The sequence below is a fragment of the Streptomyces violascens genome, from assembly GCF_014649955.1.
GTDB lineage: Bacteria > Actinomycetota > Actinomycetes > Streptomycetales > Streptomycetaceae > Streptomyces > Streptomyces violascens.
This window is the reverse complement of the sequence record NZ_BMUA01000002.1, coordinates 349,733-362,822: the sequence shown is the minus strand read 5'-3', so window position 1 is coordinate 362,822 and position 13,090 is coordinate 349,733. Positions and strand designations below refer to the sequence as shown.

Annotated in this window: 12 protein-coding genes; 4 read left to right on the top strand and 8 right to left on the bottom strand. The window is 70.2% G+C overall.

Going from position 1 to position 13,090, the window contains the following annotated elements:
* Window positions 1-2 precede the first annotated feature (2 nt).
* Window positions 3-635, bottom strand: coding sequence for a sulfite oxidase-like oxidoreductase (locus tag IE206_RS06750; protein ID WP_189961082.1), 633 nt, complete (start codon window positions 633-635; stop codon window positions 3-5).
* A gap of 153 nt (window positions 636-788) precedes the next feature.
* Here IE206_RS06750 and bfr point away from each other — a divergent pair, with 153 nt between their 5' ends.
* Entirely contained in the window at window positions 789-1,268 is a 480-nt protein-coding gene (gene bfr / locus IE206_RS06745) for a bacterioferritin (RefSeq protein WP_053727747.1), read from the top strand.
* Between the two features lie 3 nt (window positions 1,269-1,271).
* On the opposite strand, the gene IE206_RS06740 is transcribed toward bfr, so the two are convergent.
* The gene (locus IE206_RS06740; RefSeq protein WP_189961081.1) at window positions 1,272-1,529 is read right to left on the bottom strand and encodes a (2Fe-2S)-binding protein; all 258 of its coding nucleotides are present in this window, start codon (window positions 1,527-1,529) and stop codon (window positions 1,272-1,274) included.
* 176 nt (window positions 1,530-1,705) lie between these two features.
* Window positions 1,706-3,037, bottom strand: coding sequence for a class II 3-deoxy-7-phosphoheptulonate synthase (locus IE206_RS06735; protein WP_226598772.1), 1,332 nt, complete (start codon window positions 3,035-3,037; stop codon window positions 1,706-1,708).
* A 197-nt stretch (window positions 3,038-3,234) separates the two neighbouring features.
* On the opposite strand from IE206_RS06735, the gene IE206_RS06730 reads away from it, so the two are divergent.
* From IE206_RS06730 to IE206_RS06720, 3 genes are all read left to right on the top strand, one after another.
* Entirely contained in the window at window positions 3,235-6,000 is a 2,766-nt protein-coding gene (locus IE206_RS06730) for an N-acetylmuramoyl-L-alanine amidase (protein WP_226598773.1), read from the top strand.
* Window positions 6,001-6,056: 56 nt separating this feature from the next.
* Window positions 6,057-6,113 carry a trp operon leader peptide gene (locus IE206_RS43550; RefSeq protein ID WP_078516689.1) on the top strand — a complete coding sequence of 19 codons (57 nt, stop codon included), beginning with the start codon at window positions 6,057-6,059 and terminating at the stop codon, window positions 6,111-6,113.
* 102 nt (window positions 6,114-6,215) lie between these two features.
* Window positions 6,216-8,066, top strand: coding sequence for an anthranilate synthase family protein (locus tag IE206_RS06720; RefSeq protein ID WP_189961078.1), 1,851 nt, complete (start codon window positions 6,216-6,218; stop codon window positions 8,064-8,066).
* Between the two features lie 6 nt (window positions 8,067-8,072).
* On the opposite strand, the gene IE206_RS06715 is transcribed toward IE206_RS06720, so the two are convergent.
* The 5 genes from IE206_RS06715 to IE206_RS06695 all read right to left on the bottom strand — a co-directional run bounded on the left by IE206_RS06715 (window position 8,073) and on the right by IE206_RS06695 (window position 13,081).
* Window positions 8,073-9,071 carry a 2-hydroxyacid dehydrogenase gene (locus IE206_RS06715; protein ID WP_189961077.1) on the bottom strand — a complete coding sequence of 333 codons (999 nt, stop codon included), beginning with the start codon at window positions 9,069-9,071 and terminating at the stop codon, window positions 8,073-8,075.
* 119 nt (window positions 9,072-9,190) lie between these two features.
* Window positions 9,191-10,219, bottom strand: coding sequence for a 6-phosphofructokinase (locus IE206_RS06710; protein ID WP_189961076.1), 1,029 nt, complete (start codon window positions 10,217-10,219; stop codon window positions 9,191-9,193).
* A gap of 143 nt (window positions 10,220-10,362) precedes the next feature.
* Window positions 10,363-11,052: a response regulator gene (locus IE206_RS06705; protein WP_189961075.1), complete on the bottom strand. Its 690-nt coding sequence runs from the start codon at window positions 11,050-11,052 to the stop codon at window positions 10,363-10,365.
* Window positions 11,049-12,263 (bottom strand): MacS family sensor histidine kinase, encoded by a 1,215-nt coding sequence (gene macS / locus IE206_RS06700; RefSeq protein ID WP_189961074.1) that lies wholly within the window; start codon window positions 12,261-12,263, stop codon window positions 11,049-11,051. The genes IE206_RS06705 and macS overlap by 4 nt, the downstream gene beginning before the upstream one ends.
* Before the next feature lie 38 nt (window positions 12,264-12,301).
* Window positions 12,302-13,081 (bottom strand): 1-acyl-sn-glycerol-3-phosphate acyltransferase, encoded by a 780-nt coding sequence (locus IE206_RS06695; protein ID WP_189961073.1) that lies wholly within the window; start codon window positions 13,079-13,081, stop codon window positions 12,302-12,304.
* Between the last annotated feature and the right edge of the window lie 9 nt (window positions 13,082-13,090).

Genomic DNA, 13,090 nt, shown 5'->3' with positions numbered 1-13,090 from the left:
GTCTAGAGCTCGGGGCCGTCCCCGGGCTCCTCCTGGTAGGAGTAGCGCTGCTCGCGCCAGGGGTCGCCGATGTTGTGGTAGCCCCGCTCCTCCCAGAAGCCCCGGCGGTCCGCCGTCATGTACTCGATGCCGCGGACCCACTTGGGGCCCTTCCAGGCGTAGAGGTGCGGAACGACCAGGCGCAGCGGGAAGCCGTGTTCGGCGGTGAGCAGCTCTCCGCCGTTGTGGGTGGCGAAGAGGGTACGGTCGCCGAGGAAGTCGGCCAGGCGCAGGTTGGAGCTGAAGCCGTACTCGGCCCACACCATGACATGGGTGACATCGGGTGCGGGCGGCGCGAGTTCGGCGATCGTGCGGGCGCTCACCCCGCCCCATTCGGCCCCGACCATCGAGAACTTGGTGACGCAGTGCAGGTCGGCGACCACGGTCTCGAACGGCAGCGCCGAGAACTCCTCGTGGTTCCAGCAGTGCTTGTCGCCGTCGGCGGTGGCTCCGAAGACCCGGAACTCCCAGCGCTCCGGCTTGAACTTGGGGACCGGACCGTAGTGGGTGACCGGCCAGCCGCGCTGGAGGCGCTGCCCCGGCGGAAGCTCCGTCTGCGCTGCTCCCTGCCGCTCCCGGCTCTCCGGCTGACCCATGACTCCATGGTGACAGACCCCGGGGGGTGGTGGTGACCAGGGACGTCCCGATTCGGGCAACTCCTACTAAGCGTGCACTTACTGGACGCTCTCTGATCACGGTGCAAGGATGCGCGGAACCTGCCCAGTTACCGCTTGGAAGGAGCCTCTGCGATGCAGGGCGACCCCGAGGTCATCGAATTCCTGAATGAGCAGCTGAGTGCCGAGCTGACGGCGATCAACCAGTACTGGCTGCACAGCGCGATGCAGGCCAACTTCGGCTGGACGAAGCTGGCCAAGTACACGCGTCATGAGTCGATCGACGAGATGAAGCACGCGGAGGTGCTGACCGACCGGATCCTCTTCCTGGACGGCCTGCCGAACTTCCAGCGGCTCTTCCATGTGCGCATCGGGCAGACGGTCACCGAGATGTTCCAGGCGGACCGGCAGATCGAGGTCGAGGCGATCGACCGCCTCAAGCGCGGCATCGAGGTCATGCGGGCGAAGGGCGACATCACGTCCGCGAACATCTTCGAGTCGATCCTGGCGGACGAGGAGCACCACATCGACTACCTGGACACCCAGCTGGAGCTGGTCGACAAGCTCGGCGAGGCGCTCTACATCGCGCAGCTCATCGAGCAGCCGGAGAGCTAGGAACTACGCGGCCTCGTCCAGGACCGGGGCCGACTCCGGGGCGACCGCGGTCAGCGCGGGCTTGCCCTGGTCCACCAGCTCCCGGCGGGGGCAGGCGCCGCGGCCGAGGAGCGCCTGGATGCGGCGTACGCACGAACCGCAGTCGGTGCCGGCCTTGCAGGCGGAAGCTATCTGGCGGGGGGTGCAGGCACCGCCGTCCGCGTGCTTCCTGACCTGCTCCTCGGTGACACCGAAGCAGTTGCATACGTACACGCGGTTCACCTCCCGGAGCGATCGACGCGGGGATCGATGGGTAAGGCCAGTCCCGGTTGATCGGTTCCCGATCCCTCGGTGAGGCTAACCTAACCTTACCCGGCACTCCGGGTGCGCAAAAGCCCCGGATACGCCAGTGGGGCGCGGATCACATCGATCCGCGCCCCACTGTGCTGCGTACGGGACTACTGGTCGCGGTACATCTCGGCGACCAGGAACGCCAGGTCCAGGGACTGGCTGCGGTTCAGGCGCGGGTCGCAGGCCGTCTCGTAGCGCTGGTGCAGATCGTCGACGAAGATCTCGTCGCCGCCGCCCACGCACTCGGTGACGTCGTCACCGGTGAGCTCGACATGGATGCCGCCCGGGTGCGTGCCGAGCGCCTTGTGGACCTCGAAGAAGCCCTTGACCTCGTCCAGGACGTCGTCGAAGCGGCGCGTCTTGTGGCCGGAGGCCGCCTCGAAGGTGTTGCCGTGCATCGGGTCGGTGACCCAGGCGACGACCGCACCGGACGCGGTGACCTTCTCGACGAGGTCGGGCAGCTTGTCGCGGACCTTGTCGGCGCCCATGCGGACGACGAAGGTCAGCCGGCCCGGCTCACGGTCCGGGTCGAGGCGGTCCACGTAGGTGAGCGCCTCGTCGACGGTGGTCGTCGGGCCGAGCTTGATGCCGATCGGGTTGCGGATCCGGGAGGCGAACTCGATGTGCGCGCCGTCCAGCTGCCGGGTGCGCTCACCGATCCAGACCATGTGGCCGGAGGTGTCGTACAGGTGGCCGGTGCGGGAGTCGGTGCGGGTCAGCGCCGACTCGTAGTCGAGCAGCAGCGCCTCGTGCGAGGCGTAGAACTCGACGGCCTTGAACTCGGCGGGGTCGGTGCCGCAGGCCTTCATGAAGTTGAGCGCGTTGTCGATCTCGCGGGCGAGCTGCTCGTAGCGCTGGCCGGAGGGCGACGACTTCACGAAGTCCTGGTTCCAGGCGTGCACCTGGCGCAGGTCGGCGTAGCCGCCGGTGGTGAAGGCGCGGACCAGGTTGAGCGTCGAGGCGGACGCGTTGTACATCCGCTTCAGGCGCTCGGGGTCCGGCACGCGGTCCTTCTCCGTGAAGGCGAAGCCGTTCACGGAGTCGCCGCGGTAGGTCGGCAGGGTCACGCCGTCGCGGGTCTCGGTGCCCTTGGAGCGGGGCTTGGAGTACTGGCCGGCGATGCGGCCGACCTTCACCACGGGCACGGAGGCCGCGTAGGTGAGGACGGCGCTCATCTGGAGGAGGGTCTTCAGCTTGGCCCGGATGTGATCGGCCGAGACGGCGTCGAAGGCCTCGGCGCAGTCGCCGCCCTGGAGGAGGAACGCCTCGCCCTGGGCGACGGCTCCCAGACGGGCGCGCAGCTGGTCGCACTCGCCCGCGAAGACGAGCGGCGGATACGACTCGAGGTCCGCGATCACATCGCGCAGAGCCTCGGCATCGGGGTACTCGGGCTGCTGCGCCGCGGGAAGGTCACGCCAGGTGTTTACGTTCACGGTCACCGGACCCACATTACGGGGTCCGCCAAGCCGTCCACCCCAGCGACCAACAAATGAGACGCCTGCCACGCGGAGGCGACCAGGCAGCCGCCAAGGCCTGAAACCTCTCCTACCTCTCCCCCCGCACGTCACCCCCTGTTAACCTCACGCCACTTACTGAATACAGGGCAAAGCGACCAGGGGTGGGTGTGAGCCGAAGCGTGAGCAGAAGGCAGCAGAGACACGTAGCGAAGAAGTTCCTTGCCTACGGGGTGGCCGGGGCCGTGGCCGTCACCGCGTTGGGCTCGGTGGCCGTGGCGGCGCCGCGCGTCGTGGGGGCGACGCAGGACGACGGAGGGCAGCCGGGCTCGGCCCTGCAGGCCCAATTCGCCGGAGCGGCAAGAGAGTTCAAGGTTCCGCAGAGCGTCCTGATGGCGGTCTCCTACCGCCAGACGCTCTGGGAGGACCACGACGGCAAGCCCAGCACGTCGGGCGCGTACAACGTCATGGGTCTGACCCGGGTCATGCCCGGTGACGTGGCGCCGCCCAGCGCCCAGGAGCAGCTGGCGCACCTCAACATGAGCGGTGACCCGGCGGTCATGAAGAAGTTCGACGCCAAGAAGGCGCCGACCTCCGAGCCCGCCGTCGACACCAACGACCCGGCGCTGCACACGCTGGACGAGGCCGCGAAGCTCATCGGCAAGCCGGTGGACGCGGTACGCACCGACGCCGCCCAGAGCATCCGGGCGGGCGCGGCGCTGCTCGCCCGGTACCAGCGCGCGGCCACCGGCTCGCTGCCGGCCGACCCGGGCGGCTGGTACGCGGCGGTGGCCCGCTACAGCCAGGCCCCCGACGCCAAGGGCGCCGGCGCCTTCGCCGACCGCGTCTTCGAGACGGTGCGCTCCGGCGAGAGCCGGCTCACCACGGACGGCCAGTACCTCGCGCTGCCCGCCGACCCGGCGGTGAAGCCGGTCAAGCCGGCGAAGATGCCGCTGGCGGCAGGCACCGGCAAGGCCGCGGCCGACGCCGCGACGCCCGAGTGCCCGGCGGGTCTGCCGTGCGACTTCAAGCCGGCGAACGTGAACAACTACAACCTCGCCACCCGGCCGGACAACGGATTCGACATCCGGCAGATCATCATTCACGACACCGAGGGCAGCTACGACGGTTCCGTCGCCGTCTTCCAGGACCCGACGGCGCAGGCGAGCACGCACTACCTGGTCAAGGACGACGGCAGCCTCGTCACGCAGATGGTGGCGACGAAGGACGAGTCATACCACGCGGGCAACAAGACCGTGAACATGCACGCGCTCGGCATCGAGCACGTGGGCTTCGCGATCAAGGACGGCAGCTGGTACGGCGAGCCCCTCTACGACGCGTCCGCGACGCTGGTCAAGTACCTGGCGGACAGATTCGGCATCCCGGTCGACCGCGAGCACATCATCGGCCACGACGAGGTGCCCGGCGTCCTCGACCCGAACGTGGCCGCGATGCACTGGGACCCGGGCCCGTTCTGGGACTGGAACCACTACATGTCCCTGCTCGGCGCCCCGACCGGCGCCGGCGGCGCGGGCCAGCCGCTCAGGGCCGGCCAGGTCGTCAAGGTCGTACCGCCGTTCACCTCGGCGAACCAGCCTCCGCTGACGTACGGCGGCAAGAACGTCACCCCGCGCCCCGCGAACTTCGGCTACCTGTACGCGACGGCCTCGACGGCGACGCCCATCGCCGACCCGTACATGCCGAACGTGCTGTGGAGCGACGGGCCGAACTGGGGCGACAAGGTCGTCGCCGGCGGCAGTTACGTGGTGGCCGACTGGAGCGGTGACTGGACGGCGATCTGGTACGGCGGCCGCAAGGCCTGGTTCTACAACCCGGGCGGCCAGTACACCTCGGTCGTGTCCCCCTCGGCCCCGGTCGTCCTGAAGGCCAAGGGCACCGCCGCGGTCCCGGTCTACGGGCGCGCCTACCCGGAGGACGCGGCGTACGCGGGCACCGGGGTGCCGGTGCAGAACAACAACTCGGCCTCGCTGTCGAAGTACGGCATTCCGGCCGGCCAGACCTATGTCGCCGCGGGCGCCCCGGTCGCGGGCGACTACTACTACGGCGGCACCACGCTCGGCACGCTGGTCAAGGGCACCCAGACCTTCTACCCGATCCGGTACAACCACCGGATCGCCTGGGTGCGGACGGCCGACGTCGAACAGGTCACCCCGGCGGGTCCGGTGCGCGCCGACGACCGCTACAACCTGCTCGCGCGGGACGCGAACGGCGGCTTCTGGCAGTACCAGGGCTCGGGCGACATCGCACAGCCCTTCCTCACCCGGTTCAAGATCGGGAGCGGCTGGGGCATCTACGACGCCATGACGGACCTGTCGGACTTCCGTGCCGACGGCCAGGGTGACCTGATCGCCCGGGACACCTCCGGGGTGGCCTGGTACTACAAGGGCAGCGGCAACCCGGCGGCCCCGTTCGGCGACCGCGTCAAGCTCGGCGCGGGCTGGGGCGCCTTCACCTCCCTGGTGGGCGCGGGCGACCTGACCGGTGACGGCCGGGCCGACCTGATTGCCCGCGACGGCAACGGCAAGCTCTGGCTCTACCCGGGCAACGGCGGCCCCGCCTTCGGCGACCGCACGCAGATCGGCAGCAGCTGGCAGATCTACGACCAGATCGTGAGCACCGGCGACCTCGACGGCGACGGCAAGGGCGACTTCGTGGCGCGCGAGCCGTCCGGGAAGCTGTGGTTCTACCCGGGCACGGGCAGCGCGGTGCAGCCCTTCGGCGACCGCCACCAGATCGGCACCGGCTGGAACATCTACAACTCGATCGTCAGCTCGGGCGACCTGGACGGGGACGGCAAGCCGGACCTGACCGGCCGCGACGCCGACGGCAAGCTGTGGTTCTACCCGGACAACGGCGGCTCGGCGCAGCCGTTCGGCGACCGCCGCCAGATCGGCACCGGCTGGAACATCTACAACACGCTGCTCTGACCAAGAGATCCCGATGGCACTGCCTCCCGGCGGTGCCATCGGGTAGAGTGCCCGGCATGTTCGCGCACTCGACCCAGAACTGGTGGTGGACCGCTCATCCGGCGGCCCGCTGATTTCTGCGCGTACACAGACTCGCGAAGGCCGCCCCGAGGGGCGGCCTTCAGTGTTTCCCGGGCTGTTCCTCCCGCTCACCACCGGAAGGAACCACCCACCTCATGCTCATCCAGAGGCTGTTGGACGAGAACTGCCCGCCCTTCGCGCTGCTGCGCAGGCGCACCCCGGGTCATGATCACGACATCGTCGAGCTGCTGATCGGCGAGGTCCACGAGGCCGAACACCTCGCCGACCTGCCCGTCGGGGACCGGCCCGCGCTCGCCCTGGTGCCGTTCCGGCAGATCAGGGAGCGCGGCTTCGACGTCCGTGACGACGGGACGCCGCTCTCGGTCCTGGTCGCGGACGAGACGTACGAACTCCCCCTCGCGGACGTGCTCGCCGAGCTGCCCGCACACGAGGTGCGGGTCAGCGGCGGCGGCTTCGACGTCGGCGACGAGGAGTACGCGGGGATCGTGCGGCGGGTGATCGACGACGAGATCGGCCGCGGCGAGGGCGCCAACTTCGTCATCCGGCGCACGTTCACCGGCGAGATCCCCGGCTTCGGACGGGCCGACGCGCTGGCCCTGTTCCGCCGCCTGCTGGTGGGTGAGCAGGGCGCGTACTGGACGTACGTCGTGCATACCGGCGGGCGCACTCTGGTCGGCGCAAGCCCCGAGGTGCACGTGCGGATGTCCGGCGGCACGGTGGTCATGAACCCGATCAGCGGGACCTACCGCTACCCGGCGGGCGGCCCCACGCCGGAGGACCTGCTGACCTTCCTCGCCGACCGCAAGGAGACCGACGAGCTGTCGATGGTCGTCGACGAAGAGCTCAAGATGATGTGCACGGTCGGCGACATGGGCGGCGTCGTGATCGGCCCCCGCCTGAAGGAGATGGCCCATCTCGCGCACACCGAGTACGAGTTGAGGGGTCGCTCCTCGCTCGACGTCCGCGAGGTCCTGAAGGAGACGATGTTCGCGGCGACGGTCACCGGGTCGCCGGTGCAGAACGCGTGCCGGGTCATCGAGCGGTACGAGGACGGCGGGCGCGGCTATTACGCGGGCGCGCTCGCCCTGCTCGGCCGGGACGCGGGCGGCTCCCAGACCCTGGACTCCCCCATCCTGATCCGCACGGCGGACATCTCCCCCGAAGGGCACCTCAGGGTCCCGGTCGGCGCCACGCTCGTACGTCACTCGGACCCGGCGAGCGAGGTCGCCGAGACGCACGCCAAGGCGGCCGGTGTCCTGGCGGCGCTCGGGGTGCGGCCCGCCCGGCCGGCCACCGAGTCCGTACGTGCGCGCCTCGCCGACGATCCCCGGGTGCGGGCCGCGCTCGATGCCCGCCGGGCCGACCTCGCGCCGTTCTGGCTGCGGATGCAGGACCGGCCGGCCGAGCCGAGCGGGTCGGCCCTGGTGGTGGACGGCGAGGACACGTTCACGGCGATGCTCGCGCACGTGCTGCGCTCGGCCGGCCTCGCGGTCTCGGTGCTCCGCTACGACGTCCCCGGGCTGCACGCGCGGGTGCTCGGCCACGAGGGCCCGGTGATCCTCGGCCCCGGTCCGGGCGACCCCGCGGATGCGGCCGACCCGAAGATGGCACTGCTCCGCCCGCTGGCCGCGGCACTCCTGCGCTCGCACCGGCACGGGCTGCTCGGCGTGTGCCTGGGCCATGAGCTGATCGCGGCGGAGCTCGGCCTGGAGATCGTGCGCAAGCGGGAGCCCCACCAGGGCGCGCAAGTGCGGATCGACCTGTTCGGCCGCGAGGAGACGGTGGGCTTCTACAACAGCTTCGCGGCGCGCTGCGCGGGAGAGCTGCCCGGCGTGGAGATCGCGCGCGACCCGGTGACCCACGAGGTCCACGCGCTGCGCGGCCCCGGGTACGCGGGCATCCAGTTCCACCCGGAGTCGGTGCTGACCCTGCGCGGCCCGGAGGTGGTCAAGGACCTGCTCGCGGGGGTGGCCGCCGTGCGCTGAGCCGGGTTACGGCACTGCCGGGACCAGGACGTTCTCGGTGTGGCGGCCTGCCGCGTAGGCCGCCACGTTGTCCACCGTGGCCGCGATGATCTGGCCCACCGCGTCCTGGGTGTAGTACGCCTGGTGCGAGGTGACCACCACGTTCGGGAAGGTCATGAGGCGGGCCAGGATGTCGTCCTGGACCGCCTCGAGCGACTTGTCGAGGAAGAAGAGCCCCGCCTCGGCCTCGTACACATCGAGGCCGACGCCGGCGAAGCGTCCCTTGCGCAGCTCGCCCACCAGCGCGTCCGTGTCGATGAGCCCGCCCCGGCTGGAGTTGACCAGGATCGCGTCGTCCTTCATCCCCGCGAGTTCCCTGCGCCCGATGATGTGCTGGGTCGAGGGCAGCAGCGGCACGTGCAGGCTGATCAGGTCCGCGTTCGCGAGGAGTTCTTCCTTGTCGACGTACTTCATGCCGAGCTCGACGCAGGCCTGGTTCTGCGCCGCGTCCCAGCCGAGCAGGTTCATGCCGAAGCCATGGGCGATCCGGGTGAACGCCTCGCCGATCTTGCCGGTGCCGAGGATCCCGGCGGTGCGGCCCCGCATGTCGCGGCCGAGCAGCCCGTCGAGGCGGAAGTCGAAGTCGCGGGTGCGGTTGGAGGCCCGCACGATGCGGCGGTTCACGGCCATCGCCAGGGTCCAGGCGAATTCGGCGACCGAGTACGGCGAGTAGTAGGAGACCCGGGCGATGGTGAGGCCGAGGCGGGCGGCCACGTCCAGATCGATGTTGTTGAAGCCGGTGGAGCGCTGGGCGATCATCCGCGTCCCGCCGGCGGCCAGGCTCTGCAGCACCTGGGCGTCGAGGGCGGCGTTGACGCTGGTGGAGACCACTTCGTATCCGGCGGCGATCGGCACGGTGTCCCGGGTGAGGAAGACGTCCAGGCAGCGCACGTCGTGGAGTCCCGCGAAGGCCTTCTCGATCAGCGGCTTCTCGTCGGCCTGCACGCCGAATGCCAGGATTTCCACGACTTTCCCCTTATCGGCGCTTCCTGGCCATCAGGCCAGTCATGAGGGCTATGGGCCGGATATCGCGAATATACGGCCCATGGCCCGGACCCGCCCGGCCGGGATCCGGGCGCAGGCCCTCAGCCGAAGAAGACGCCCACCTCGGCGTAGAGCGCGGGGTCCACGGTCTTCAGCTTCGAGGTGGCCTCCGAGATCGGCACCCGCACGATGTCGGTGCCGCGCAGCGCGACCATCTTGCCGAAGTCGCCGTCGCGCACCGCCTCGATGGCGTGCAGGCCGAAGCGGGTGGCGAGCCACCGGTCGAAGGCGCTCGGGGTGCCGCCGCGCTGGACGTGGCCGAGGACCGTGGTGCGGGCCTCCTTGCCGGTGCGCTTCTCGATCTCCTTGGCCAGCCACTCGCCGACGCCGGAGAGCCGCACGTGCCCGAAGGAGTCGAGCGTGCCGTCCTTGAGCACCATTTCGCCGTCCTTGGGCATGGCGCCCTCGGCGATGACGACGATCGGGGCGTACGAGGCCTTGAAGCGGGAGGTGATCCAGCCGCAGACCTGGTCGACGTCGAAGCGCTGCTCGGGGATGAGGATGACGTTGGCGCCGCCGGCCAGGCCCGAGTGCAGGGCGATCCAGCCCGCGTGCCGGCCCATGACCTCGACGACCAGGACCCGCATGTGGGACTCGGCCGTGGTGTGCAGCCGGTCGATGGCCTCGGTCGCGATGCCGACGGCGGTGTTGAAGCCGAAGGTGTAGTCGGTGGCGGACAGGTCGTTGTCGATCGTCTTGGGCACGCCGACACAGGGGACGGCGTACTCGTCGCTGAGGCGGGCCGCGACACCCAGGGTGTCCTCGCCGCCGATCGCGATCACTGCGTCGATCTCGTACTTGGTGAGGTTCTCCTTGATGCGGCGGACCCCGTTCTCCGCCTTGAGGGGGTTGGTGCGCGAGGAGCCGAGGATGGTTCCGCCGCGCGGCAGGATGCCGCGCACCGCCGGGATGTCCAGCTTGACGGTGTCGCCCTCCAGGGGGCCCCGCCAGCCGTCCTTGAACCCGGTGAACTCGTATCCGTACTCCTGCACACCCTTGCGGACGATGCCCCGGATGACGGCGTTGAGTCCGGGGCAGTCACCGCCTCCGGTCAGTACTCCGACCCGCATGGAATGGTCCCTTCACCTGGGAGTGACGTACGCGTCCACGCTAGTGGTGACGTATGTCACTCCGGGATGGGGCGAAGGGTCAATTCGCTTGATCCGCAGGGGAGTTGAAGATCGGCCGGTCACCCGTACGGGGGATGGCCCGGTCAGGCGTCGTCGAGGCCGCGCTCGATCGCGTACCGCACGAGCTCGACCCTGTTGTGCAGCTGGAGCTTGCCCAGCGTGTTCTGGACGTGGTTCTGCACCGTGCGGTGCGAGATGACCAGGCGCTCGGCTATCTGCTTGTAGCTCAGGCCCTTGGCGACCAGGCGCAGCACCTCGGTCTCGCGCTCGGTGAGCTGCGGGGCCTTGGGCTCGTCGGACGTGGCGGGCGCCGGGTCCTTGGCGAGCCTGCGGTACTCGCCGAGGACGAGGCCGGCCAGGCCCGGGGTGAACACCGGGTCACCCACGGCCGTGCGGCGCACCGCGTCGGTCAGCTCCTCGGTGCTGGCCGACTTGAGGAGGTAGCCGAGCGCGCCGGACTTCACCGCCTCCAGTACGTCCGCGTGCTCGCCCGAGGCGGACAGGACCAGGACCCGCAACGCCGGGTTGGCGGCCACCAGTTCCTTGCAGACCTGGGCGCCCGGCATGCCCGGCAGGTTGAGGTCGAGGACCAGGACGTCGGGCGCCGCGGCCTGGGCCCTGCGCACCGCCTGCGGTCCGTCGCCGGCCGTGGCGACCACGTCGAAGCCCGCGGCGGCGAGGTCGCGGGCGACCGCGTCGCGCCACATCGGATGGTCGTCGACCACCATCACCTTCACCGTCGCATCCGCCCGCACCGTCTGCTCCCTGCTCATCCGTGCCGTCCTGCCTTCCCCCGTGGGACCTTCAGTTCAACTTCTGTGCCCTGGCCCGGCACGGAGATCAGCTCCGCCGTGCCGCCCAGGTCGCGCAGCCGGCCCCGGATCGAGAGGGCGACGCCCATGCGTCCCTCCCCCTCCGCCTGGTCGAGCCGGCCCGCCGGGATTCCGGGCCCGTCGTCCCGTACCGTCACGATCACTTCGTCCCCCCAGTCCTCCACCAGGATCCAGGCCTGGGCCAACTCCCCCGCGTGCATACGGACATTGTCCAGTGCGGCACTGACAGCGGCCGCGAGTTCCCTCGCCGCAGCGGGTGCGAGCAGCACCGGAGCGCCCGGTTCCGCGAAGGAGACCTTCGATCCGGCGTGCCGGGCGAGCAGCGAGCGCAGGTCGATCTCGCCGCTCTCGCCGGGCTCGTCGTCCACCTCGACCGCCCGTACGACGGCGCCGTTCCCGAAGTCCTCCCAGGTCCGGGTCGGCGGCACCAGGCCACTGGAGACCAGGGTGCGCAGGGCCACCTCCTGCTCGCCGGCGAGGCGGCCGAGCTCCGCGGCCTCGCCGCCCAGAGCGGTGCCGCGGCGCTGCACCATGGCGAGCACCTGGAGCACGCTGTCGTGGATGTCGCGGGCCAGGCGCTCGCGCTCGCGGGTGGCCGCCTCGATCTCCAGGGCGCGGGCGAGCGTCGCCTCACTGGCCCGGGCCACCTCGACGATGTAGCCGATCCCGATGGAGGCGATCCACACCAGGATCACGTTGTGGAAGGTGTCCCGGGTCGGGTGCGCGCGCTCCACGATGTTGGCGACGGCCACCAGCGACGAGGCGAACCCGGCCCAGCGCCAGCCGCCCTTGATCGCGAAGGCGATCACCGCTCCGGCCGCCGCTATGGTCGGCAGCGTCGGCCCGTCGACATGCTGGGCGTCCACGTCGGCGACCGGCGTGAGCAGGATGCCGGTGAGCACCACCGTGAGGTCGACGGCGAGGAACCGCTTGGTGCAGGCGGCCGCGTTGGCCACCCTCGGCAGGGTCGCGAAGTTCCACACGGTGAGCACCGAGAGGTACCCGATGCCCACCCAGGGCCGTTCGAATTTGTGGTAGCCATTGGCGAAGATCGCCAACGCGTAGAGCGTCGTGAGCACCCGGTAGCCGATCAGGGCCCGCCACAGGGGCAGTTCCACCGACATCCGTACGACTCGTTCGCGTTTCGCCATGTTCCCCACCCCCGGCCCGGCCCCCTGGACGGACGAGGCTAGTCGCCGGGCCGTTCCGCCCGCTTGGCCTGCTCGATCTCGCGGGCCCGCTCCGCCTTCTCGGCGGCCTTCTGCTCGTCGGCGATCCGCTTGGCCTCGTCCGCGATCTGCCGCTTGGCGGCCGTCGCGTAGATGTCGACGTACTCCTGGCCGGAGAGCTTCATGATCTCGTACATGACCTCGTCGGTCACCGAGCGCAGGATGAAGCGGTCGCCCTCCATGCCCTGGTAGCGGCTGAAGTCGAGCGGCTTGCCGATCCTGATGCCGGGGCGCATCAGCTTGGGGACGACCTTCCCCGGCGGCTGGATCTTCTCGGTGTCGATCATCGCGACCGGGATCACGGGGGCGCCGGTGGCCAGCGCGACCCGGGCGAGGCCGCCCGGCTTGCCGCGGTAGAGGCGGCCGTCGGGCGAGCGGGTGCCCTCCGGGTAGATGCCGAAGAGGCCGCCGCTCTTGATGACGTCGATGCCGGCGTTGATCGCGGCCTCACCGGCCCCGCGGGCGCCGGAGCGGTCCACCGGGAGCTGGCCGACGCCCTTGAAGAACGCGGCCGTCAGCTTGCCCTTGACCCCGGGGGAGGTGAAGTACTCGGCCTTGGCGATGAAGGTCACCTTGCGGTCGAGGACGGCCGGCAGGAAGAAGGAGTCCGAGAAGGAGAGGTGGTTGCTCGCGAGGATCGCCGGACCCTCGGCGGGAATGTTCTCCAGGCCCTCCACCCACGGCCTGAAGGCGAGCTTCAGCGACCCGCCGATGGAGAACTTCATTGCGCCGTAGATCAACTCGGATGC

Coding starts and splice junctions, on each gene's coding strand:
- IE206_RS06750 (WP_189961082.1), bottom strand. CDS start 635: ATGGGTCAGCCGGAGAGCCGGGAGCGGCAGGGAGCAGCGCAGACGGAG.
- IE206_RS06720 (WP_189961078.1), top strand. CDS start 6,216: ATGCTCATCCAGAGGCTGTTGGACGAGAACTGCCCGCCCTTCGCGCTG.
- macS (WP_189961074.1), bottom strand. CDS start 12,263: ATGGCGAAACGCGAACGAGTCGTACGGATGTCGGTGGAACTGCCCCTG.
- IE206_RS06705 (WP_189961075.1), bottom strand. CDS start 11,052: ATGAGCAGGGAGCAGACGGTGCGGGCGGATGCGACGGTGAAGGTGATG.
- bfr (WP_053727747.1), top strand. CDS start 789: ATGCAGGGCGACCCCGAGGTCATCGAATTCCTGAATGAGCAGCTGAGT.
- IE206_RS06710 (WP_189961076.1), bottom strand. CDS start 10,219: ATGCGGGTCGGAGTACTGACCGGAGGCGGTGACTGCCCCGGACTCAAC.